24 protein-coding genes are annotated in these 23,305 nt (G+C 67.0%); 18 read left to right on the forward strand and 6 right to left on the reverse strand.

All coding sequences use genetic code 11. The annotated features are described in order from the left end of the window. The first annotated feature begins 41 nt into the window (after positions 1–41). The 3 genes from LH390_RS02760 (at position 42) to manA (ending at position 3,782) form a co-directional block, all read left to right on the forward strand. A complete protein-coding gene (locus LH390_RS02760; protein WP_227280695.1) occupies positions 42–1,409 on the forward strand; it encodes a phosphomannomutase/phosphoglucomutase in 1,368 nt (455 codons plus the stop codon). 108 nt (positions 1,410–1,517) lie between these two features. Then, a complete protein-coding gene (locus LH390_RS02765) occupies positions 1,518–2,510 on the forward strand; it encodes a MurR/RpiR family transcriptional regulator (protein ID WP_227280694.1) in 993 nt (330 codons plus the stop codon). A gap of 90 nt (positions 2,511–2,600) precedes the next feature. After that, positions 2,601–3,782, forward strand: a complete 1,182-nt coding sequence (manA, locus tag LH390_RS02770) for a mannose-6-phosphate isomerase, class I (RefSeq protein ID WP_227280693.1) — start codon at positions 2,601–2,603, stop codon at positions 3,780–3,782. A gap of 19 nt (positions 3,783–3,801) precedes the next feature. Here manA and LH390_RS02775 read toward each other — a convergent pair whose 3' ends face one another. Further along, entirely contained in the window at positions 3,802–4,737 is a 936-nt protein-coding gene (locus LH390_RS02775; protein WP_227280692.1) for a hypothetical protein, read from the reverse strand. Between the two features lie 422 nt (positions 4,738–5,159). On the opposite strand from LH390_RS02775, the gene LH390_RS02780 reads away from it, so the two are divergent. The 9 genes from LH390_RS02780 to secA all read left to right on the forward strand — a co-directional run bounded on the left by LH390_RS02780 (position 5,160) and on the right by secA (position 16,039). Continuing rightward, a complete protein-coding gene (locus LH390_RS02780; RefSeq protein WP_227280691.1) occupies positions 5,160–5,531 on the forward strand; it encodes a DUF4259 domain-containing protein in 372 nt (123 codons plus the stop codon). A gap of 165 nt (positions 5,532–5,696) precedes the next feature. Next, positions 5,697–7,166, forward strand: a complete 1,470-nt coding sequence (ahcY, locus tag LH390_RS02785) for an adenosylhomocysteinase (RefSeq protein WP_227280690.1) — start codon at positions 5,697–5,699, stop codon at positions 7,164–7,166. Continuing rightward, the gene (locus tag LH390_RS02790) at positions 7,166–7,825 is read left to right on the forward strand and encodes a dTMP kinase (protein ID WP_227280689.1); all 660 of its coding nucleotides are present in this window, start codon (positions 7,166–7,168) and stop codon (positions 7,823–7,825) included. Before ahcY ends, LH390_RS02790 begins: the two co-directional genes overlap by 1 nt. Before the next feature lie 3 nt (positions 7,826–7,828). After that, entirely contained in the window at positions 7,829–8,509 is a 681-nt protein-coding gene (gene mtrA, locus LH390_RS02795) for an MtrAB system response regulator MtrA (RefSeq protein ID WP_227280688.1), read from the forward strand. An 11-nt stretch (positions 8,510–8,520) separates the two neighbouring features. Continuing rightward, on the forward strand, positions 8,521–10,080 hold the full coding sequence (gene mtrB / locus LH390_RS02800; protein WP_269961655.1) for an MtrAB system histidine kinase MtrB: 1,560 nt from the start codon (positions 8,521–8,523) through the stop codon (positions 10,078–10,080). Then, the gene (locus LH390_RS02805) at positions 10,077–11,909 is read left to right on the forward strand and encodes an LpqB family beta-propeller domain-containing protein (RefSeq protein WP_227280687.1); all 1,833 of its coding nucleotides are present in this window, start codon (positions 10,077–10,079) and stop codon (positions 11,907–11,909) included. Before mtrB ends, LH390_RS02805 begins: the two co-directional genes overlap by 4 nt. A 174-nt stretch (positions 11,910–12,083) precedes the next feature. Next, a complete protein-coding gene (locus LH390_RS02810) occupies positions 12,084–12,596 on the forward strand; it encodes a ComF family protein (RefSeq protein WP_227280686.1) in 513 nt (170 codons plus the stop codon). 79 nt (positions 12,597–12,675) lie between these two features. Continuing rightward, positions 12,676–13,341, forward strand: coding sequence for a ribosome hibernation-promoting factor, HPF/YfiA family (gene hpf, locus LH390_RS02815; RefSeq protein ID WP_227280685.1), 666 nt, complete (start codon positions 12,676–12,678; stop codon positions 13,339–13,341). 169 nt (positions 13,342–13,510) lie between these two features. Continuing rightward, positions 13,511–16,039, forward strand: a complete 2,529-nt coding sequence (secA, locus tag LH390_RS02820) for a preprotein translocase subunit SecA (RefSeq protein WP_227280684.1) — start codon at positions 13,511–13,513, stop codon at positions 16,037–16,039. Between the two features lie 87 nt (positions 16,040–16,126). Here the strand turns inward: secA and LH390_RS02825 are convergent, their stop codons facing one another. Continuing rightward, positions 16,127–16,558 carry a hypothetical protein gene (locus LH390_RS02825; RefSeq protein WP_227280683.1) on the reverse strand — a complete coding sequence of 144 codons (432 nt, stop codon included), beginning with the start codon at positions 16,556–16,558 and terminating at the stop codon, positions 16,127–16,129. Positions 16,559–16,669: 111 nt separating this feature from the next. On the opposite strand from LH390_RS02825, the gene LH390_RS02830 reads away from it, so the two are divergent. Both LH390_RS02830 and LH390_RS02835 read left to right on the forward strand, forming a co-directional pair. After that, positions 16,670–17,080, forward strand: a complete 411-nt coding sequence (locus tag LH390_RS02830) for an HAD family hydrolase (RefSeq protein WP_227280682.1) — start codon at positions 16,670–16,672, stop codon at positions 17,078–17,080. Positions 17,081–17,086: 6 nt separating this feature from the next. Then, complete coding sequence (locus tag LH390_RS02835; RefSeq protein ID WP_227280681.1) at positions 17,087–17,593, forward strand: DUF6912 family protein; 507 nt, start codon at positions 17,087–17,089, stop codon at positions 17,591–17,593. On the opposite strand, the gene rsgA is transcribed toward LH390_RS02835, so the two are convergent. Further along, positions 17,590–18,594, reverse strand: coding sequence for a ribosome small subunit-dependent GTPase A (gene rsgA / locus LH390_RS02840; protein WP_227324354.1), 1,005 nt, complete (start codon positions 18,592–18,594; stop codon positions 17,590–17,592). The two genes, LH390_RS02835 and rsgA, sit on opposite strands and share 4 nt — an antisense overlap. Next, the gene (aroA, locus tag LH390_RS02845; protein WP_399524496.1) at positions 18,587–19,900 is read right to left on the reverse strand and encodes a 3-phosphoshikimate 1-carboxyvinyltransferase; all 1,314 of its coding nucleotides are present in this window, start codon (positions 19,898–19,900) and stop codon (positions 18,587–18,589) included. Before aroA ends, rsgA begins: the two co-directional genes overlap by 8 nt. A 19-nt stretch (positions 19,901–19,919) precedes the next feature. Between aroA and LH390_RS02850 the strand changes: the two genes are divergently transcribed. From LH390_RS02850 to rsrA, 3 genes are read left to right on the forward strand one after another with little or no spacing between them, the layout of a single operon-like run. After that, positions 19,920–20,606, forward strand: a complete 687-nt coding sequence (locus tag LH390_RS02850; RefSeq protein WP_227280679.1) for an SOS response-associated peptidase — start codon at positions 19,920–19,922, stop codon at positions 20,604–20,606. Positions 20,607–20,629: 23 nt separating this feature from the next. Next, entirely contained in the window at positions 20,630–21,250 is a 621-nt protein-coding gene (locus tag LH390_RS02855) for a sigma-70 family RNA polymerase sigma factor (RefSeq protein ID WP_227280678.1), read from the forward strand. Next, on the forward strand, positions 21,247–21,504 hold the full coding sequence (gene rsrA, locus LH390_RS02860; RefSeq protein ID WP_227280677.1) for a mycothiol system anti-sigma-R factor: 258 nt from the start codon (positions 21,247–21,249) through the stop codon (positions 21,502–21,504). Before LH390_RS02855 ends, rsrA begins: the two co-directional genes overlap by 4 nt. Before the next feature lie 166 nt (positions 21,505–21,670). Here the strand turns inward: rsrA and LH390_RS11650 are convergent, their stop codons facing one another. Next, positions 21,671–21,745 carry a 50S ribosomal protein bL37 gene (locus LH390_RS11650; RefSeq protein ID WP_399524571.1) on the reverse strand — a complete coding sequence of 25 codons (75 nt, stop codon included), beginning with the start codon at positions 21,743–21,745 and terminating at the stop codon, positions 21,671–21,673. Positions 21,746–21,969: 224 nt separating this feature from the next. Then, positions 21,970–22,227: a WhiB family transcriptional regulator gene (locus LH390_RS02865; protein ID WP_227280676.1), complete on the reverse strand. Its 258-nt coding sequence runs from the start codon at positions 22,225–22,227 to the stop codon at positions 21,970–21,972. 625 nt (positions 22,228–22,852) lie between these two features. Between LH390_RS02865 and LH390_RS02870 the strand changes: the two genes are divergently transcribed. After that, positions 22,853–23,302: a hypothetical protein gene (locus tag LH390_RS02870; protein WP_227324355.1), complete on the forward strand. Its 450-nt coding sequence runs from the start codon at positions 22,853–22,855 to the stop codon at positions 23,300–23,302. Positions 23,303–23,305: the final 3 nt, after the last annotated feature.

Consider the following 23,305-nt stretch of genomic DNA (forward strand, 5'->3'; position numbering starts at 1 on the left):
GACAACCCCACAACCTCAAAGTGCTAGGGAGCAGAAAAACTATGCGTAGCCGTGAAGCCGTCACCGCCGTGGTCAAGGCCTATGACGTCCGGGGGGTCGTGGGCACCGACATCGATGCCGCATTCATCAAGGATGTGGGTGCCGCTTTCGCCCGCTTGGTGCGTGCGGAGGGGGAGACCACCATTGCCGTGGGCCATGACATGCGTCCGTCCTCGCCGGAGCTGGTGGACGCCTTCGCGCAGGGGGTAGTCGAACAGGGCCTAGACGTTATTACCCTGGGCCTGACCTCGACCGATGAGCTCTACTTCGCCTCCGGATCGCTGGAGTGCGCCGGCGCGATGTTTACCGCCAGCCACAACCCCGCCCAGTACAACGGCATCAAGATGTGCCGGCGTGGGGCGCGCCCGGTGGGCCAGGAGACCGGCCTGGGGGACATCGTCGAGGACCTGGTCGCCGGTGTGCCCGAGTTCGATGGCCAGCGCGGGACGATCAGCCAGCGCGACGTGCTCGATGATTACGGCTCCTACCTGCGTTCCTTGGTCGACCTGAGCGATATCCGCCCGCTGGTGGTGGCCGTGGATGCCGCCAACGGGATGGGCGGGATGACCGTGCCCGCGGTCTTCGCCGGCCTGCCGCTGGATGTGCGGCCGCTGTACTTTGAGCTCGACGGCACCTTCCCCAACCATGAGGCCAATCCGCTGGAGCCGAAGAACCTGGAGGATTTGCAGCGCTTCGTGGTGGAGCAGGGCGCGGACATTGGCCTGGCCTTCGACGGCGACGCGGATCGCTGCTTTGTGGTGGATGAGTCCGGCGCTCCGGTGTCCCCGTCCGCCATCTGCGCGCTGGTTGCCCAGCGCTACCTGGAGGCCAACCCGGGCGCCACGATTATTCACAACCTCATTACCTCCAAGACCGTCCCGGAGATCATTACCGAGCACGGTGGTACCCCGGTGCGCACCCGCGTGGGCCACTCGTTTATTAAGGCGCAGATGGCCGAGCACAAGGCGGTCTTCGGCGGCGAGCACTCCGCCCACTACTACTTCACCGAGTTTTACAACGCCGATTCGGGCATCCTGGCCGCCATGCACGTCTTGGCGGCGTTGGGCAGCCAGGACGCGCCGCTGTCGGAGCTGATGGGGGAGTATTCCCGGTACGCGGCCTCCGGGGAGATCAACTCCACGGTCGATGATCAGGAGGCCGCCACCCAGGCGGTGCTGGATGCGTTTGCGGATCGCACCGAGTCCATCGATCGCCTCGATGGGGTCACGGTGGAGCTTAAGGGCACGCCCGCGTGGTTTAACGTGCGCGCGTCGAACACGGAGCCGCTGCTGCGCCTCAACGCTGAGGCGGCCACGCAGCAGGAGGTAGACGAGCTCGTCGCCGAGGTCCTGGCGGCTATTCGCGGCTAGGAGGGTTCGCCGGGTGCGGGGGTGCTGCCCGGCGTGAGCCAGGGCGGGGAACTGTGCCGAGCCGCGCCGAACCGTGCGCGGGCGCAGGTCCTGGCTATCGTGGAGCACATGACGGTTCCTGATTCCGCTTTTGCCCGTTTCCTGCCCGCGGCCTATGAGGGCGCGCACGTGCGGGCCATCGCCGGCGGCGTGGGTGCTGCCGCTGAGCAGCTGGCGGGTCTCAATCCGCGCAGCATCGTGGTCATTGCCACCGACGGGTTGGCCCAGCGGTGCGCCCAGGCCGGCGGTGATCTGCTTGCCCCGCTGCCGGTGCCCTATGTTGTCACCGCGACCCTGCCGCCATTCGTGGGGGCACTGGATGTGGTCATTGTCGTCGGGGATCGGGGGGAATCGCCGGACGCGGAGCAGGCGGTGCGGGTGGCGGCGCGCCGGGGTGCAGCCACGGTGCTCATCTGCCCGGATAGTGGGCCTTTGCGTGACGACGCCCCCTCCTCCACGGTCTGCCTGCCCATCCCGGTCAGCGCGACCGACCGGTCGCCGTTGCGCTTCCTGGTTGGCATCTACACCGTGGTGGCGCTGCTCAGCGAGGACCCGGACCTGCTCGCCGAGCAGCTGCGCGGCGTGGCAGACCTTGTTGATGAGGAGCTGGCGGCGTGCGCGCCCGACCGGGATGCCGCCGTCAATCCGGCGCGCGACCTTGCCCACTGGGTGCGGGGGGTATCGCGCCGCCCCCTGGCCACCCACGTGGCAGCCCGCCCGGATGGCAGGGATCGCACAGTCGCTTCCGTCAACGCCTATCAGTGGGCCATCGCCGGGGCGCCCGGAACTGCGCTGTGGGGCGAGGATGTTCCGGCCCCGGCCGCGCCACCGGATCTCTTCTACGATCCCTTCCTCGACTCGGGGGATGGTGGCGGTTCTGAGGGGGCCAGCGCCCCGGTGGCCGTGGTGGCGTGGGACACGCAGTGTGAACCGCTCGCGGATCCGCCGGCCGGCTGGCGGGTAGAAAAGGCCGATGACGCCGGGTTTGGGCGCCTGGGCGCGGTCGCGCGGCTTCTCGCCCGGGGGCGTGCTGCTAGCGTGTACCTGGCTGACGGCAGTTAGCCTTGTGCCCTCCCTTGCCTGGGGCGTGCGGATGCGCCGCCCGGCGAGGCGCGGCTGTAACGATTGTGATCCAAGGAGCAAAACAGACACATGGACAAGCTTGAAGGTGTTATTCGTGCCTACCCGTGGGGGTCGCGCACTCTCATCCCTTCGCTGCGTGGCCAACAATCGCCGGCATCGCGGCCGGAGGCGGAGCTGTGGTACGGCGCCCACCCGGCCTCCCCGGCGCGGCTGGCGAGCACCGGGGAGGCGCTTGATGGCGTCATCGCTAAGGATCCCGAATACCAGCTGGGGGCGCGGGTGGTTGCCCGCTACGGGGCGCAGCTGCCCTTCCTGCTGAAGCTGTTGGCGGCCGCGGAGCCGCTGTCCTTGCAGGCGCATCCCTCAAAGGAACAGGCCGTGGATGGCTTTGCCCGCGACAACGCCGCCGGGATTGATCTGCACGCGGCGAACCGCAATTACAAGGACGATAACCACAAGCCGGAGCTCATCGTCGCGTTGACGCCGTTTAAGGCGATGGCGGGTTTTCGCCCCGTGGCCCAGACGCGGGAGCTGTTCGCCGCGCTGGACTGCCCGGAGGCTGACCGCTACCTCACGATGCTGGGGGCCGGGGGCGCGGACGGCCCGGATCCTGCCGATGATGCGGCGAGCATGCGGGCGCTGTTTACCACCTGGATTACCATCCCGCACGATGCCCGGGTGACGCTGATCGATGCGATCGTTGCGGCGGCCCAGCCGCGCAGCGCCCAGGCCGATTGGATCGGCGGGGTCTGTGAGGTGGTCTGCGAGCTCAACGAGCGCTACCCGGGGGACATCGGCGTGCTTGGCGCGTTGCTGCTCAATCACGTGGACTTAGAACCGGGGCAGGCCGTGTACTTAGACGCCGGCCAGCTGCATGCCTACGTGCGTGGCTTGGGCGTGGAGATCATGGCAAATTCAGACAACGTCCTGCGCGGGGGGTTGACCTCCAAATACGTGGACATTCCTGAGCTGTTGCGCGTGCTTGATTTCCGGTGCCTGGATGACCCCCGGGTCCGCGCCGTGGACGGCGAATACCCGGTTCCGATCGATGAGTTCCGGCTTAACCGCCTGGAAGTCACGGCGGACGGGGTGACCGTGGATCATGATGGCCCGAGCATTGTCATGGTCACGGAAGGCTCGCTACAGGCTGGCGATGTGCAGCTGCAACCGGGTGATGCGGTGTGGATCCCCGCCGGGGATCCTGCCGTGGAGTTGCGCGGAAAGGCGACGGCCTTCTGGGCGCGCACCTAGCGGGGGTTATTTACGGGGGTTAGTGGCGCCCCAGCAGCTGACCGAGTACGGGCAGCGGCGGCAGCGCGCTCGCCGGTGCGGGGCCGGGGACGGCAGCAGGGGAGACCGGCTCCGGCGTGGGGGCGTTCGTGGTCTCCGCGGCTGCGGGCTGGGGGCTGGGCACGCCGGCGCCGGCCGCGGTGGGCGCCGCGGTTGGTGTAGCGGTCGCGGGGGCGGGCGTGTTCGTGGCAGTCGTTGTGGCTGCGGGGGCGTCGGCAGGCGAGTTGGCCTCTGCTGCGCCGTCGGCGGCGGGCTCCGGGGAGGGCTGTGCCGAGGGCTCCGGTTCGGGCGTGGGCAGCGGGAGGGCCGGGATGCCGGGGATGTTCGCCGGCAGGCCGGGGATCTCCGGCTCGGGGGAGGCCGACGGCTGGGGTGCCGGGGCGGGCTCGCTCGGGCCCTGCTGGGGCCGCTGGCCGGAGTCGGTCTCGTCGGACATCGGCGCGGTGATCGTCGGCGCGGATTCGGTGGTGCTGGTCTTATCCGGGACGGTCAGGTTGTTGGGGCGGTAGACGCGCGTGGGTTCGGCATCGGTGCGCGTGGTGTATCCCGGCCCCAGCGCCTCGGCGGGGGAGTCCGGGTCCGCGGTAGTGCCGCCCGCGCGGCGGCGGTCAATGAAGCCGGCGACGTCATCGGCGCGGTTGTGGGAGCCCTCATCGGTGCGGTGGCCGGTGGTCGGCGTGCCGGTGGCGTGGGGCTCGGGGTGGGTGTGCTCGCCGTCGTCGGCGGCGGGGCGCTGCGAGGACGAGCCCGTGTCCGCCGCCATGGCGGAGCGTTGGGTGGATTCGGCGGCGGAGTCTAAGGACAGGCGCGTGGGTTCGGCTGGGATGGAAAACCTCCATACCAGCGTGCCAATAAGCAGCGCGGCGGTTATTCCGGCTGCGATGAATGCGAGAGCCTTGAGTGTCTCCGACTTCACTCGATACCAACCTCTGTGTCCACTCGTCGGGGTGGAACTTAAGATTCCTTGCCTGCTGTGCCTCGTGCGCCGACCCGCAGGGTGTGTCCGGGCACTCACCGAGGATGCTCGCCGCGGACTAGTGTCGTGTACAAGGAGAGAGCGTAGCTGCTATCAGTGCTCTCACCCGCCACCGTTGACATGGTCATGGAGCTGTCCTGCAGGATGATCCTGCCGGCATCAGCACCGGATACCCACCTATTGTAACGGCGCGATAACGAAGATAGCAGAATACTGACCAAATGGATAGGCCCTCGTGCTCACCCGGCTTGGCACCAGGCATGACGCCCGCCCCACCTGCGGGCCACCGGATGACTGGTGTCTCCTGCTGCCAGTGTGGTGTGTGGCACATGGTGCTTGAGACAACACAGAAAGGACTACTCATGGCCTCATGGGACGCCGTGGTCTTTGACACGGAAGCAGCCACCGATTTTCTTGACGAGCTCAGCGACCGGGACGCGGATGAGGTCCGGGACAGCATCGTGGATGCCTGCACGATCGCGGCGTCGGAAAGCGCCAGTGCTGACGACGTCGCCGTGGGGCAGGCCGCGGCAACCATCGCCGCCATCTGGGCCGGCGCTCCCTTCAGCGCGGGGGAGGTCGCCGATGCGTACCCCTTCATCCGCGAGCTGATTGGCACCACCAGCGAGGAGCTGACCGACGCTGCCGCCACGGTCCTCGAGGCCGCAGCCGAGGAGGACGCCGGCGACACCGCCCCAGACGACCTCGACGTTTTCCTCGAAGCCCTGTCCTAAGGGACGCCCCCGGCGCCCCGCCGTGCCCGACTACTAAGGTGGGTGCCTGACATGTGCGCCCTGCCGTGCCGCAGCATGACGGCGGGCGCACCGCGGCGAACACACCAGCGGCCACCATCCACGTTGTGTAGAGACCAAGAAGAACAAAAGAAGCACGGAGAAGCAATGACTAGCGCGCAGGATCATCCCCAGGACACCACCAACGCCCCAGCCTTCAAGGTCGCCGACCTCTCCCTCGCGGAGGCGGGACGCCACCAGATTCGGCTAGCGGAACATGAAATGCCGGGGCTTATGGCGCTGCGCCGCGAGTATGCCGAGGAACAGCCGCTCGCCGGGGCGCGCATCGCCGGGTCGATCCACATGACCGTGCAGACCGCGGTGCTCATTGAGACGCTCACCGCGCTGGGCGCGCAGGTGCGCTGGGCATCCTGCAACATCTTTTCTACTGACGACGCCGCCGCCGCGGCCGTCGTGGTCGGCGACGGCACCCCGGACGATCCGCACGGGCCCGCCGTCTTCGCCTGGAAGGGCGAATCCCTCGACGAATACTGGTGGTGCCTCAACCAGGTATTTAGCTGGCCTGAGGGGCAAGAACCCAACATGATCCTCGACGACGGCGGCGACGCCACCATGGCCGTGATCAAGGGCGTGGAATTTGAGCAGGCCGGCGCGGTGCCCCCGGCCCAAGATGCTGACTCCGACGAAGAGATCGCCTTCCGCGCCATGCTCGCGGACACGCTCGCCGCCGACGCCACCAAGTGGGGCCGCATCGCGCAGAGCGTCAAGGGCGTCACCGAGGAAACCACCACCGGCGTGCACCGCCTCTACCACTTCGCGGCAGAGGGCGTCCTGCCCTTCCCGGCGATGAACGTCAACGACGCGGTGACCAAGTCCAAGTTTGATAACAAGTACGGCACCCGCCACAGCCTCATCGACGGCATCAACCGCGCCACCGACATGCTCATGGGCGGAAAAAACGTGCTCATCTGCGGCTACGGTGACGTGGGCAAGGGCTGCGCCGAGGCGATGAAGGGCCAGGGGGCCCGCGTGAAGGTCACCGAGGCCGACCCCATCAACGCCCTCCAGGCGCTCATGGAAGGCTTCCCGGTGGTCACCGTCGATGAGGCCATCGCCGAAGCGGACATCGTGATCACCGCCACGGGCAACGTGGGCATCATCACCTTCGAGCAGATGCTCAAGATGAAGGATCACGCGGTCCTGGGCAACATCGGCCACTTTGACAATGAGATCGACATGGCCTCCCTGCTCCACCGCGACGACGTCTCCCGAGTCACCGTCAAGCCCCAGGTCGATGAGTTCACCCTGCCCAATGGGCGCTCCATCATCGTGCTGTCCGAGGGCCGCCTGCTCAACCTGGGCAACGCCACCGGACACCCCAGCTTTGTCATGTCCAACTCCTTCGCGGACCAGACCATCGCCCAGATCGAGCTGTTTACCAACGGCGCCAACTACGGCAATGACGTCTACCGGCTGCCCAAGATCCTCGACGAGAAGGTCGCCCGCATCCACGTCGAGGCCCTGGGCGGCAGCCTGACCGAGCTGACCAAGGAGCAGGCGGACTACATCGGCGTCGACGTCTCCGGGCCCTTCAAGCCGGAGCACTACCGCTACTAATGCTCATTGCAATCGAGGGCATCGATGGTGCCGGCAAAAACACACTCGTCCACGCGCTGATCCCCCTGCTCACGCAGGCGGGATGCGCCACGGTGTCCGTATTATCCTTCCCCCGCTACGCCGAGAGCCAGGCCGCCCAACTCGCGGCGGCGGCCCTCCACGGCAGCGTGCCCGGAGTCGGCGAATCGCCGCTGGCCATGGCGGCCCTGTTCGCCCTCGACCGGGCGGGAGTGGCGGACTCGCTGCACGCGGCAGCTGCCGCGCCCGGGCAGGTGCTCCTGCTCGATCGCTATGTGGCGTCCAACGCCGCCTACACCGCCGCGCGCATCGCGGACCTGCCTGCCGCCCGCAGCACCATCGAGGAGATGGAGTTCGGACAGCTGGGGCTGCCGCCCGCGGACCTGACGGTGCTGCTGGATACGCCGCCGGAGACGGCGTCGCAACGCGCCCGCAACCGCGAGCACCACGACGAGAGCCGCACCCGCGATCGCTACGAGCGCGATAGTCAACTCCAGCAGGCCACCTACGATGCCTACCAGCAATTGGCGCAACAGCAGTGGCAGGGCCCGTGGCTGGTAACCTCTAACGCAGCTGCGATCGTTGACAAGGCCCAGCACGTGGCGCCTGCAGCTTTCTGTGACGCGAAAGGACACAAGTAAGTCATGGCCCCCAAGATCCTGGTCGTAGACGATGACCCCGCGATCTCTGAGATGCTGACCATCGTCTTGGAAGGGGAGGGCTTTGACCCGGTCCCCGTCATGGACGGCATGGAGGCGATCGACGCCTTTGAAAGCGAACAGCCGGACCTCATCCTCCTGGACCTCATGCTCCCCGGGATGAACGGCGTGGACATTTGCCGCGCGATCCGCAAGCAGTCGACGGTTCCGATCGTGATGCTCACCGCCAAGACGGACACCGTTGACGTGGTCGTGGGCCTGGAATCCGGGGCGGATGATTACATCACCAAGCCCTTCAAGCCGCAGGAACTGGTGGCGCGCATCCGCGCGCGCCTGCGCCGCACCGACAGCGAGGCCGTGGAAATCCTGGAGGTCGCCGACCTGGTCATCGATGTCTCCCAGCACATCGTGCGCCGCGGCACCGAGGAGATCGCGCTGACCCCCCTGGAGTTTGACCTCCTGGTGGAACTCGCGCGCAAGCCGCGTCAGGTGTTCTCGCGCGAAGAGCTGCTAGAAAAGGTCTGGGGATACCGCCATTCCTCAGACACCCGCCTGGTCAACGTCCATATTCAGCGCCTGCGCGCCAAGATTGAAAAGGACCCGGAAAACCCGCAGATCGTGGTCACCGTGCGCGGGGTGGGCTATAAGACCGGCCCCGGGGAATAGGGAGCGCGCGGGTGAAAGAGTGGTTCGCCGGGCTGCGTGATCGCGTCGCGGAGGCGTGGCGCACCTCGCTCCAGGTGCGCGTCATCGGCTCCATCTTTGCGGCGACGTCCCTAGTGATGCTGATCCTGGGCATGGCCATGACCTCGGTGGTCACGCAGCGGCTGGTTGACCAGGAGCTGGAAAACGCGCAGTCGGAGATCACCCGGGCGCGGGCGGCCGTCGAGCAGCAGATCAGCTCCACCTCGACGGGCAGCTCTACCCAGGCGCGCGTCAATTCCGCCCGGGCGGTGCTGACCAGCCGCGCCGGCCAGGAGCCCGATTCCTCCTCCCCCTATCAGCCGGTGTTGTTGGTGGCTGACCGCGGGGGGACCGTGACCACCGCCCCGGAGAATTACACCATCCCGGAAAAGCTGCGCCACTTTGTTGATGAAGGCACCATCGCCTACCAGTTCTCCCCGGTGCAACTATCCGACGGCTCCCGCTATCACGCGCTGATCATTGGCACCCCCACCGACTCGGACATCCCCGGCCTCCAGGTCTACCTGGTCCTGTCCACCAGCAAGGACGAAAACACCCTGGCCATCATGCGCGGACTCATCGCCGCGGCGGTAGTGGTGGTCCTGGTGCTGCTCGTGGGCATCTCCTGGCTGTTCTCCCAGCAGGTCATCACCCCCGTGCGCTCCGCGTCACGCATCGCCGAACGGCTTGCCGCCGGCCACCTGCGCGAGCGCATGTCGGTCGAGGGCGAGGACGAAATGGCCCGCCTGGCGGTCAGCTTCAACTCCATGGCCGAATCGCTGTCCAAACAGATCAACCAGCTCAAGGAATACGGGGACCTGCAACGGCAGTTCACCTCGGACGTCTCCCACGAGCTGCGCACCCCGCTGACCACGGTGCGCATGGCCGCGGACATGATCGCCATGAAATCCGAGGACTTCGACGCTGGGACCAAGCGCGCCACGGAGCTGATGGTCGCGGAGCTGGATCGCTTCGAGGACCTGCTCGGTGACCTGCTGGAGATTTCGCGTCACGACGCCGGCGTTGCGGACCTCAGCGAAACCCAACTGGATGTGCGGTTGTGCATCAAGGACGCCTGGCGGCAAGTCGAACACCTCGCCACGGAGCTGGGCATCGAATTCAGCTTCATCGGCTCCCAAGACCCCGACCAGCCGCTGACCATCACCGGGGATTCGCGCCGCATCGAAAGGGTGCTGCGCAACCTGCTGGCCAACGCCATCGACCACTCGGAAGGCAACCCCGTGGTGGTCAACTGGGCAGGCAACGATGAGGCCGTCGCCATCACCGTCACCGACCACGGCGTCGGCCTGAAAGAAGGGCAAGAAGACCTGGTGTTCAACCGGTTCTGGCGCGCCGACCCCTCCCGCAAACGCCACTCCGGCGGCACCGGGCTGGGCCTGGCTATCGCCCAGGAGGACTCCGCCCTGCACGGCGGGCGTCTCGACGCCGCCGGTACCTATGGCGTTGGTTCCCAGTTCCGGCTGACCCTGCCGCGCACGCCGAACGCGCCCTACCAGACCAGCCCGCTTGACCTGGAGGCCCCCACATCATGATCAGCTCTTCGCCCCACGTTCCTGGCCCCCGTGGCCTGACCGCGCGCCGTTGGCGGGCTGTGGCCTGCGTGACGGCGGTGGCGCTGGGGGCGGCGTCGTGTAGCTCCCTGCCCACCTACACCGAGCCGAAGGTCCTCGAGTCCTTCTCACCCGCGCAGCCGGAGGCGCAATCCTTCGCACCCGGGCCGGATCGGGCACCCGACCTGCTCTTACATGACTTTTTCTCCGCCTCCTCCCAGCCGGCGCAGGCCTACCAGGCCGCCCGCGCATTCCTGGCAGACGATGACGCCATCCAGCGCTGGCCCAGCGGCAATGACATCATCGTGGTCGACCAGCTGGACTTCAGCACCAAACCAGGCGCCACGGACAGTGCCCAAGAGTTTGCCGTCAAGGGCAACATCATCGGTCGCCTCGACCGCTCCGGGGCGTTTCGCCCCGACAGCCAGCGCTTCGACGCCTCGGTGCGCATGGAGAAAAACCGCGACGGCCAATGGCGCATCACCTCCGTGCCGCCGGAGGTCATCATCGACCGCACCGAACTGCGCAACCACTACGAGCCGCAGCGGCTGTTCTACCTCGACGCCAACGAGTCCGCCCTGGTGGGGGACCGGCGGTGGGTCTTCTCGGGGCAAAAGAACATCGACGACGTCCTCATGGGCCTGCTCGCCCACGGGCCAAGCCAGCGCATCGCCCCAGCCGTGAGCTACCACCTGCCCGAAGACGCCGTCTACATGGGCTCAGAAGGCGGCGTCTACCGCTTTTCTGGATTCAGCTCGCTCAACCGGGAACAACGCATGCACTTTGGCGCGCAGGTGGTGTGGACGCTGGCAGAAAACTCCATCCCCGGCCCCTATGAGATAGAGCTGGACGGCGCCCCGCTGGCTGAAGGCCGCGAGCGGCTGACCACCGACGACTTCGCCGACTTCAACCCCACCTCCGCCGCCACCTCCACCGCGCCGCTTTACGCGCTGACCAGCCAGGGCCAGGTGATGAAGGTGGCGGCCAACGCCGCCGAGCGGGTAGACGGACCCCTCGCGGACGTCGGCCCGGTGGAGCGCGCAGATATCACGGCCGCCGGGGCGGCAGCGGTGGTGCGCCGGGCAGGAGACCGCGATGAGCTGCTCCTGGGCACGCTCAGCGGCGGGCCCTTTAGCTCCGGGCTCAAGGCCAGGAAGATCTCGCGGCCCAGCATGGAGGACAACGCCCAGGCCGCCTGGGCCGTCGTGGACGGCCACGAGGTGGTGCGCGTGGTGCGCTCCTCCAGCAGCGGCGAGGTGGTCCACTCCACCGTGAGCCTGGCGGACGTCGAAGAGGACCTGGGGCTGGGTGCCGCGGGAGACGATTCTTCTCCGAGCGGCCGGCAACCCAGCTCCCCCGGGCAGAAATCTTCCCGTGTCATCGAGGAGGTCCGCTTGTCCTGCTCCGGGGCGCGCCTGGCCATGCTGGTCAGCGGCCACGTCTACGTCGGCGTGGTCAAGCGTACGGAGTCCGGTGCCCGGTCCGTGGTTAACGTCATCGAGTTGGCACCGCAGCTGGCCGGGCAGGCCACGGCTCTGGCCTGGAATGCGGATGGCTCTTTGCTGGTGGGGACTTCTGTGCCAGAAAGCCCGGTGTTCCGGGTCGAAGACGACGGCTCAGAGACGCGCAACCTCAACTCCGTGAGCGTCAGCCCGCCCGTGGAGGCAATAGCCAGCACTCCGGGCACGCTCTACCTCACGGACGCGCAGGCGCTACGCCAGCTCTCGGTGGACCCGTCCAATGAGGGTTCCTTCTGGCGGGAGGTCCAGGGATTGCAGGGCACGAAGGCGACGCCGCTCGTGGTGCACTAGGGTGGGTGCACCGGGGCGGGTGCGCGTCAGCTGGCACGAACGGCACAACTAGGCAGCAGGAGGGTGGCTGTGGCGGGGATCGGGGAGCTGATCTTTCCGCGGTCCTGCGCGGGCTGCGGCCGCCCCGGGGCGGTGTTGTGCGCCCAGTGCCGTCGGGAGTTTCAAACCCCACCCGTGCGGGTCTTTCCGCCGGTCGATCCGCTGGTTCCGGTGTTTTCCTTGGGCCCGTGGTCCGATCCGCGCAGGGGCGTCGTTGTGCAGATGAAAGAGCAGGGCAACAAGGCTGTGCGCCCGCTTATCGGTGCGGTGGTGGCCGCCGCGGTGGCAACCTTGCAGGCGCGCGGCGAGCTCGATGCGACGCAGCTGGTGTTAGTCCCGGCGCCGACCCTGCCCGCGCACGCCCGACTGCGCGGCGGCGATCACGTCACGCAGGTGTGCCGGGCGTCTGGCCTGCCTACTGCTGCGGTCTTAAGCTACGGCGTCCGCGTGCGCGATCAGTCGGGTTTGAGCGCGCAGGAGCGCCGCCACAATCTCGCGGGTGCCGTCACGCTGGCGGGGGCACCGCGTGGCTGGGTGGTGCTTGTCGACGACGTGGTCACCACCGGTTCCACACTCCAGGCCAGTTGCGCCCGTCTTCTTGCCGCGGGGGTAGCGGTGCGCGCGGCGCTGACCTTGGCACATGCGTAAGACCAAACCCCTCGGTGGGGCAGCGAGGGTAGGGTAAAAGGCGAGACAGAAGTCCCACCAACCTAGGGAGGTAAAGCAGATGTCTGATGCTGCTGAGCACGCCGAGACGCTAAGCCCGGAGGCCCGGGTTTCCATCACCGGCCGAAACGTTGAGGTCCCCGAACACTTCGCCGAGCGGGTCAACTCCAAGCTGGCAAAGATCGAGAAGCTCGACCCCACGCTCACCTTCTTCCACGTTGAGCTCCAGCACGAGCCCAATCCGCGCCGGGAGTCCCAGGCGGATCGCATTCAGATCACCGCCACGGGCAAGGGCCACATCGCCCGCGCGGAAGCGAAGGAAGATAGCTTCTACGCAGCCCTGGAAACTGCCCTAGGCAAGATGCAGCGCTCGCTGCGTAAGGTCAAGGCGCGTCGTTCCATCGCCCAGTCCGGTCACCGCGCACCGAAGGGCGCCGGGGAGCTGGCTGCGGGCCTGGCCCATGAGGCAGAGCGGGCCCGGGAAAACCAGGGGCAATATGATGTTGACCCCTACGCGGACCAGATCGAAGAGTCCCTGCCCGGCCGCATCGTGCGTACCAAGGAGCACCCGGCCACCCCGATGAGCGTGGATGACGCCCTGTCTGAGATGGAGCTGGTGGGACATGATTTCTACCTCTTCGTCGATGAAGAGACGCAGCGTCCGTCGGTGGTGTATCGCCGGCACGCCTATGACTACGGTCTGATCTCCCTGACCGAGGAGAACTAAGGCCGTCCTTGTTTGACCACCGCGCCGCTCCCTGTCTTTCCTGCCGGAAAGCGGGGGGCGGTGTTGCTGCTGTGCTAGTGTTCCCCCGTACACTACCAACGGATCTTATGCACCATTTACCTCTGCGGGGCATGAACCTCTGCGAGACCGAAATGAAGGATTGTTAGACGTGCTTGGACTGTCGAAGCTGCTGCGTGCCGGCGAGGGCCGTACCGTCAAGGAACTGAAGAAGATCGCGGACAAAGTCATCGCGCTCGAGGACGATTACGCCGCGCTGAGCGATGAGGAGCTCAAGGCCACCACAGCCGAGCTGAAGAAGCGCCTGGACAACGGTGAGACGCTAGAAGACATCAAGCTAGATGCCTTTGCTGCGGCCCGCGAGGCTTCCTGGCGCGTGCTCGGCCAGAAGCACTTCCCGGTGCAGATTATGGGCGGCGCCGCCCTGCACAATGGGTTCGTCGCAGAGATGGCCACCGGTGAGGGCAAGACCCTGACCTGTGTGCTGCCCGCCTATCTCAACGCCCTGGAGGGCAAGGGCGTGCACGTGGTCACGGTCAATGACTACCTGGCTAAGCGCGACGCCGAGTGGATGGGCCGCGTCCACCGCTTCATGGGCCTTGAGGTGGGAGTGATCCTGTCTGACATGCGCCCCGAGGAGCGGCGCAAGGCTTACGCTGCGGACATCACCTATGGCACGAACAATGAGTTCGGTTTTGATTACCTGCGCGACAACATGGTGCGTTCCCTCAACGAGGCCGTGCAGCGCGGCCACCACTACGCCATCGTCGATGAGGTTGACTCGATCCTTATCGACGAAGCCCGTACCCCGCTGATCATCTCCGGCCCGGTCAACGGCTCGTCGGAATTCTTCAGCGTCTTCGCACAGCTGGCCCCGCGCATGCGGGAGGGGACCCACTATGAGGTGGATCGCCGCAAGCGCACGGTGGGCATCCTGGAAGATGGCGTGAGCTTCGTGGAGGACCAGCTGGGCATTGATAACCTCTACGCCCCGGAGAACTCGCAGCTGGTCAGCTACCTCAATAACGCCATTAAGGCCAAGGAGCTCTTTGAGACGGACAAGGATTACATTGTCCGCAACGGCGAGGTGCTCATCGTTGACTCCTTCACCGGTCGCGTGCTGTCCGGGCGCCGCTACAACGAGGGCATGCACCAGGCCATCGAGGCCAAGGAAGGGGTGGAGATCAAAAATGAGAACCAGACCCTGGCCACGGTGACTCTCCAGAACTACTTCCGCCTCTACGACAAGCTCGCCGGCATGACCGGTACGGCCGAGACTGAGGCCGCGGAGCTGAACCAGATTTACAAGCTCAACGTGGTAGCCATCCCGACCAACCGCCCCAACCAGCGCACCGACCACGCTGACCGCGTGTACAAGACGCAGGAGGCGAAGTTCGCGGCGGTGGCTGATGATATTGCTGAGCGCCAGGCCAAGGGCCAGCCGGTGCTGGTGGGTACCACCTCGGTGGAGCGCTCGGAGTACCTGTCTGAGCTGCTCAAGCGGCGGGGGATTAAGCACAACGTGCTCAACGCCAAGCACCATGAGCAGGAGGCGCAGATCGTTGCGCAGGCGGGGCTTCCGGGCGCGGTGACGGTGGCCACGAACATGGCTGGTCGTGGTACGGACATCGTGCTGGGCGGCAACTCCGATATCTTGCTGGACATCCGGCTGCGCGACCGCGGCCTGGACCCGGTCGAGGATGAGGAGGCCTACCAGCAGGCCTGGGAGGCCGAGCTGGAGGGCTCGAAGGAGCGCACGCAGCGCCTGGGCGACCGGGTGCGGGAGGCCGGCGGCCTGTGCGTGATTGGTACGGAGCGCCACGAGTCGCGCCGTATTGATAACCAGCTGCGTGGTCGTTCCGCCCGTCAGGGTGACCCCGGCGAGACGCGGTTCTACCTGTCGATGCGCGATGACCTCATGGTGCGCTTTGTGGGCCAGTCCATGGAGAACATGATGAACCGGCTCAACGTGCCGGATGATGTGCCCATCGAGGCCAAGATGGTGACCAACTCCATCAAGGGCGCGCAGACTCAGGTGGAGAACCAGAACTTTGAGATGCGCAAGAACGTGCTCAAGTATGACGAGGTTCTCAACGAGCAGCGCAAGGTCATCTACCGGGAGCGCAAGGAGATCCTGGAGGCCACGGACATCCGCGAGTACATCCAGCACATGATCGATGAGACGGTGGGCGCCTACGTCGATGGCGCGACCGCGGTCGGTTACGTGGAGGACTGGGACTTAGACGAGCTGTGGCACGCCCTGGAGTCCCTCTACGGGCCTTCCTTCGGGTGGCGTGAGCTGCTTGACGGATCGGAGTACGGCGCCCCCGGTGAGCTGTCTGCCACGGACCTCAAGCGCGCTCTGCTTGCCGACGCCCACGCCCAGTACGCCGAGCTGGAGAGCAACGTCGCCGCCGTCGGTGGCGATGACCAAATGCGCGAGGTCGAGCGCATGATCATTCTTCCGGTCATCGACCAGAAGTGGCGTGAGCACCTCTATGAGATGGACTACCTCAAGGAGGGCATTGGCCTGCGCGCGATGGCGCAGCGCGACCCGCTGGTGGAATACCAGAAGGAAGGCGGCGAGATGTTCCGCGCGATGAATGACGCCATCAAGGAAGAGACCGTGCGCCAGCTGTTCTTGCTGCGCAAGCAGTTCGCCGCACCGCAGGAGGCCTAGGCTTTAGGCCCAGCCAGCCACGTACCGCAGCGACCTGCCGGCAGAGCGAAATGCCAGCACCACCGGGCGCGTGCGCATCCCAGGAACTTAGGGGTGCGGCGCGCCCGGTGGCGTGCGTGTGGGGTAGCCCAGGATGGTGAAGTCGCACAGCTGGGGGCCGCGAAGCTGGCCGGTGATGGCGTAGCGTCGCTGGCCCAGCGCGCAGACTCCGATGACGTCGATGTCCTGCGCGTTGCTGCCGGGGCGCAGGTGCAGGCTGATCAGGCGCGCGCCACAGCGGGTACCGGAGCCGTGATAGGCGGCGATGGTGGCGATGACGGGCGCACCGAAGGCCCGGTAGTCAAGGTTGCGTACCGAGCGCGCCCCGCAGGCGGTCTCCAGGGCCACGAGGATGCGGGCGTGCGCCGTGCGCTCGGCGGCGGCGCTGATGGGGGCGTGGGAGGGGGCGTCGCTAAGCGGACTGGTGGGGTCGGGGACGTAGGCGGCCAGGCGGGCGAGTCCGGGGATGGGAAGATACATGTGCGCTCCAGTGCAAACGGCATTTCGGGCGCGGGGCACACGGGTGTGGCGGCAGGCTAGGTATCATTGTGGCACGAATCCGCAATGGAAGTAATGGGAAAGGACTTTTCTGTGCGAGGACTCATCGTCGACTACGTGGGCGTGCTCGACGGCCCCGAGGAGGATCAGCGGCGCTGGCGCAACCTTTTTGCCGCCGCCCGGAAGAACGGTGTGGGCACCGCGATCCTGTCCAATGATCCGGGTGGCCCCGCGGCTGAGCCGATCCGGGAGTGGGAATTCCGGGGCGTGGTTGATGCGGTGCTGCTCTCTGGCGAGATCGGCGCGGAAAAGCCGGAGACGGAGGCCTTCCGCATCGCCGCGGACTCGCTGGAGCTGCCCATGAAGGACTGCGTCCTCATCGATGATTCGATTGTCAACGTGCGCGCGGCGGTCGAGTCTGGCCTGGTGGGGGTGCTCTACCAGAGCTTTGACCGCACGGTCGTGGAGATCATGGGACTTTTTGATATTGAAGGGGAGTTCTAGGCCCTCATGCGCGTCTACATTCCGGCCACCTATGCCACCTTGCGCGGGCTCAACGAGTCCCAGGTGGTCACCGCGCGCTCCGGGTGGGCGTTCGCGGTCACTCCGGCGCTGCGGGAGTTCTATACCGCCGGCGATGAGGAGGAGATTGCGCACGCGGCGTTCCAGGATGCCGCGGAGGCGTCTATCCGCCTGCTCGCAGCGGGGGATGAGACCCAGTTCCCCCACCGCCGGGTGGTCATTTCCGCCGATGTGCCGGACGCGCACGTCACCGCGACCCCGGATAATGGCGAGTCGGTGGTGCGACTAGACCCGGCGCAGATCAACGCGGTGGATGTGGCCGCGATCCACGTCGATATTCCCGAATCCGAGGAGGCCACCGCGCGCGCCATTGCGGCTATCGACGCCGCCGACCTCGGCGATGAGGATGCCGAGCTCACCGTCGGCGACGCGCTGGATAACTTCCTCGCCTGGTATGACCCCAGCGAGCTGCCGGTACTCGTGGAGCTGCTCTAGTCCCACTCGGTGTTCGTGCGCAGGGCGGCCAGCAGGTCCCGCACGGCGTCGGCACGTCGGGCGCTCGCCCCGGTCAGCTCGTCGAGGCCGCATTCGGGGTCCGCAGGCGGGCCCGCGTGGGTGCACCCGCGAGGGCAGGACTCGGCTGCCGCGGCGAGGTCATCAAAGACGGCGATGATGCTGTCCGCGTCCACGTGAGCAAGCCCAAAGGAGCGAATCCCCGGGGTGTCAATGATCCACCCGCCCTGCGCGCCGGGCAGCTGAAGGGCCACCGACTGGGTGGAGGTGTGGCGCCCCTTGCCCACCTCAGAGACCGCGCCCGTTGCCCGGGCGGCCCCGGGGACCAGCCGGTTGACCAGCGTGGATTTGCCCACCCCTGAGTGCCCGATGACGGCGCAGACGTGGCCGTCGATGAGCCCGTGGAGCTCGGAGAGGTCGTCGTTGATGCCACAGCTGACCACCGGCACATCCAGGTCCGCGAACTCCGCTGCGAAGGAGCTCGGGTCGTCCAGGTCCGTTTTGGTCAGGCACAGCACCGGGCGCAGGCCGCCGACGAAGGCGGCGATGAGCGAGCGTTCCACAAATCCGGCCCGTGGCGGGGGATCAGCCACCGCTGAGACGATGAGCAAGAGGGCGGCGTTGGCTACCACGATGCGCTCGTAGGGGTCGGTGTCATCGGCGGTGCGGCGCAGCACGGATGAGCGCGGCTCAAGTTTGACGATGCGCGCCAGCGTTCCCGGCCGGCCCGAGGTATCTCCCACCACGCCGACGCGGTCGCCGACCTCGATGGGCACGCGCCCGAGCTCCCGGGCGCGCATGCACACCACGGGGTTGTCTGGCTGGGGGTGCTCGTCGAGCACCACCCCCCAGCGGCCCCGGTCCTTGGTCACCACCATGCCAAACAGGGCGTCGTCGTGGCGGGGGCGCTGCTTGGTGCGCGGCCGGGTGCCCTTCCCGGGGCGGATGCGCACATCCGATTCGTCGTAGTGGCGCCTAGCCACGGGTGGTGCCCTCCGCGATCATGGTTTCCCACAGTTGTGCGAAGCCGGGCAGGGTCTTGGCCGTGGTGGCGATGTCCTCGACCTGCACCCCGGGCACCGCCAGGCCGATGATCGCCCCGGCGGTGGCCATGCGGTGATCGGCGTAGGAGTGCCAGACGGTGGGCCTCCAGGCGTCGGGGTCGGTGGGGGAGATCTCCAGCCCGTCTGCGCGCTCGCGGCAGTGCCCGCCCGCGGCGGTGATCTCCTGCGCCAGGGCGGCCAGCCGGTCGGTCTCATGGCCGCGCAGGTGGGCGATGCCGGTCAGCCGGCTGGGGGTGGCGGCCAGGGCGGCCAGGGCGGCGACGGTGGGGGTGAGCTCCCCGATGTCTGACATATCGATGTCCACGCCGCGCAACCCCCCGGCAGACGGCCCCTGGACGCGCAGCCCACCCGCGGCGGCGCTGTGGCTGACCGTGCACCCCATGGTGGTCAGGATCCCGCGGATGGCATCGCCAGGCTGGGTGGTCTGTTCCGGCCAGTCGGGGATGGTCACGCTGCCCCCGGTGACTGCGGCAGCGGCCAGGAAGGGCGTGGCATTGGAGAGGTCCGGCTCGATGGCCCAGTCCCGGGCGGCGATGGGCCCCGGGTGGACGGACCAGGTGGCGGCGGACGGGTCGGCGTCGACGGTGACCCCGGCGCTGCGCAGCATGTCAACGGTCATGGCGATGTGCGGCCCGGAGGGCACGGAGCTGCCCGCGTGGACCACCGTGATGCCCTCCTGGTAGCGGGCCCCGGAAAGCAGAAGTCCGGAGACGAACTGCGAAGACGCCGACGCGTCGATCTCCACGGTGCCGCCGCGCGGCGCGCTGCCCGTGCCGCACACCTTAAGGGGTAGGGCATCGCCCGTGACGGCGACGCCCAGGGCGCGCAGCGCCTGCGTAATGGTGGACATGGGGCGTTGCCGGGCGCGTTCGTCGCCGTCGAGGAACACCTCGGAGTTGGCCAGGGCGGCCAGCGGCGGGACGAAGCGCATGATGGTTCCTGCCAGCCCGCAGTCGATGGTGCCGCCGTGAAGGTGCGGCGGTGGGGTGACGGTCAGCTCGGTGGGGGAGGGGGCGTCGATACGCACTCCCAGGGCGCGCAGGGCCGCGATCATCAGGTCGGTGTCCCGGGAGCGCAGCGCCCCGCTGATGCGGGAGGTCCCGTCGGCGAGCGCGGCGAGGATGAGGGCTCTGTTAGTGATGGACTTTGAGCCGGGGATGGGCTGGGTCCATTCGATCGGGCGGGGGCATACGGGGGCATTCCACAGGTCACACTTTTCAGGCACAACACCAATAATAGGGGGTATGTGTGGAAGGTTTGTGCTTTTTACTACCGCCGAGCAGCTTCTCGACGCCGTCGGGCGCCTGCCCGCGGACCCCGCCATCGCCGCGGTGCGTGCCCCGCAGCACACGCCGCCGCCCCGCTACAACATCGCGCCCACCCAGATGGTGGCCACCGTGCGGATGGACAACTCCCAGGCGCTCGTGGAGCCGGCGCGCTGGGGGCTGCTGCCCGGCTGGAAGCGCGACGAGACGGGCCCCACGCTGTTTAACGCCCGCGCGGAGACCATCGCCGAAAAACCGTCCTTTCGCACTGCGGTGCGGCGGGCGCAGCGCTGCCTGATCCCCATGGATGGCTACTACGAATGGCACGAGCGGCAACCCTATTTTGTCCACCGCACCGACGGGCAACTCCTGTGGGCCGGGGGCCTGTGGGACACCGGAACCGACCGGTTGTCCGCGACGATCGTCACCACCGCCGCCCCCGAGCCGCTGCGCTGGCTGCACCACCGCACCCCGCTGCTGCTTGGCCCCAGCTCCGCTGCGCGATGGCTGGGACCGGACCCCGCCGAGGAGGTGGCGGACCTCCTCGCGCCGGCGGGCGCGGAGGTCACCGACGCGTTAGCCACCCGTCCGGTCACCCGCGCCGTGGGGTCGGTGCGCAACCAGGGAGCGTGGCTGCTGGAGGACCCCGCAGACCCGGTTGATTAGCCGTCACGCCTAGGATGGTGGGCATGGGAGACAAAGAGCTGACCAGTCGTTTTGAGCAGGAGGCCCTGCCTTTGCTTGATCAGCTCTACGGTGGGGCGCTGAAAATGACCCGCAATCCGGCCGATGCGCAGGACCTGGTCCAGGAGACCTATATGAAGGCCTTCCAGGCCTTTGACCGCTTCAAACAGGGCACTAACCTCAAGGCCTGGCTCTATCGCATCATGACCAATACCTACATCAATAGCTATCGCAAGAAGCAGCGCCAGCCGGTCCAAACCTCCGCCGATGAGGTCACCGACAGGCAGCTCTACACCACCTCCTCGCACGATTCGACGGGCCTGGAGTCCGCGGAGGTGGAGGCGCTCAAACGGCTGCCCAACCAACAGATCATCGACGCCCTAGGCCAGCTGCGCGACGACTACCGCATGGCCGTCTACTACGCCGACGTGGAGGGGCTGGCGTACAAGGAAATCGCCGAGATTATGGGCACGCCCGTGGGCACGGTGATGAGCCGGCTGCACCGGGGAAGAAAACAACTACGGGGATTGTTAAAGGAAGTGGCGCACGAGCACGGCATCGGGCTGGATGCGCCCGACACGGAGAAGACCGACAAGCAGCGCACGAGGAAGGCGAATCACGCATGACGCTGGACAAGGAGCCCTGCGGCTGTAACTGCCAGGACGCCGAACAGGCACTCTTCGAGCTTCTCGACGCCCACCTCACGCACCGTGAGTGCGAACAACTACGCGCGCACATCCAAGCCTGCCCGGAGTGCTACTCGCGGTTGCAGCTCGAGGAGGCCGTCCGCGCCCTGCTGAGCAGATGCTGCGCGCCTCCGCCCGCGCCGGTGCAGCTACGCACCCGCATCACCGCGCAGATTCGCATCATCAGCAGCTAGGTGGGGCGCAGGCCCGCCCGTGCGGCGTGCTGCGCCGATCCCGTGGCGGTGTGGCGGTGCACAACCCCGGCATGGCACAGGTCAACACGGCACAGTTCCACACAGCACAGCCCCCGCGGCCCAGGTGATCCCTGGGTGCCGCGGGGGCTGTGCGTGGTACGGCTATTTAAGCGTTGGGGCGCTTACCGTGGTTGGCGGACTTACGGCGACGATCCTTGCGCTTGCGGCCACGCTTGCTCATGTGGTTCTCCTTGTGAGGTATCGGTGTGGCGCGCGAAGCCTTGAATAAAGATCGCGCGCGCGTTCATCAACTCCGCCAACTGTATCGCCCCCACGGGGTGGGGGCGAAATTGGGTACGGGTTGGGGCCAGTTGGCGGGGTGTGTCGGTGTATGGAGTTGTGTGCGCCGGGGGCGTGTGTGCGCCAGGCGGTGGCCCCTGCGGGGTGGGTGTGCCGGGTCGGGGCTTAGACGGCGACCCGGGCGCGGCGGCCGCGGTTGTTGCGGCGCTTGAGCGCGCGGCGCTCGTCTTCGGACAAGCCGCCCCATACGCCGGCATCCTGGCCGGTTTCCAGCGCCCAGCGCAGGCACTGGGAGGTCACCGGGCAGCGGTTGCACACCAGCTTGGCCTTGGCGATCTGCGCCAGGGCCGGGCCGGAGTTGCCAACCGGGAAGAACAGCTCGGGGTCTTCGTCGCGGCAGACAGCCTCATGACGCCAATCCATGGGAATTCTCCTTCTACGGGTCGATGGAGCAGCACGGATGCTGCACGATAGACGCACCAGAATGAGCCCCTGGTTGGGGCGGCGAAATAAAGTGAGAGACTCGTGTGCGGGCGGGCCGGGGGCTCGCGCCTTTTTGAGGATGCCTCGCCGGGCTCCTCGGTCACACCGTTAACCCTCTGGTGCAGTTGGGTTAACGACCGGTTTGGTAACCGGTTGATTTGGTTACTTGGAAATGATGGCATGCGTTTGCCCGCTTGGCTAGAGGTAACGGCCAAAATGTGATAGAACTCACAAAAAAGGAGCACAAAAAGGGGCTGCAATCCGCGGGGAAACGGCCAAAGTACAGCTAAGGCGAACCTAAAATATGCGCGTGTGCAGGGAAAATGCGCAGCTGATGGGGAAATCTAGGCCGTGATAGGAAGTCAAATCGCCCCCTCACTACGGGGGTAGCCTCGCATGGCGAGGTCCAAGCACATCGCGGTACCGCACGCTTCTCGACGCCCTGCGCACGCGCCCGCGGGCACACACCTGCCCCACGCCCACCGCTGCGCGGGCCAATGCTGCCAGGGACTACCTGGGGCTCAGCCGCACCCTGGCGATCCTCCACATGACTAGAATCATCCGCGTGACCCACAACAATCCCGCCCCCGCAGCCGTCAAATATGCCGCAGCCCTCGCGGCCGTACACTCCGTCCTGGGGTTGGCCTACGCCGTGTTGCTGCTCTACCGGCAATTCACCGGAGCCGATGACCCCTCCCTGGTCAGCGAGAAACCCGGGCAGACCTCGTGGGTGGGGCTGGGCACGGCGGTGTTCTTCATCATCGTCTTCGGCGCCGTCCTCGCCGCGGCGGTGGTGCTGCTGCGCTCCACGCACCCCGGGCGGTGGCCCCGCGGGCCCATCGTCATCCTGGAGTTGATCCTGCTGCCCATCGCGGTAGCCATGATCAAGGGCGGCGCCTGGCCGGCGGGCATCGCCACCGGAATATCCGCGGCGGCCAGCCTGGCGCTGATGTTTTCCAAGCCGGCCCTGGACTGGGCGACTGCCACCTATGACGTGGCCGAGGACGCTGACTAAGAG

It is taken from the genome of Corynebacterium uberis, from assembly GCF_020616335.1.
Lineage (GTDB): Bacteria > Actinomycetota > Actinomycetes > Mycobacteriales > Mycobacteriaceae > Corynebacterium > Corynebacterium uberis.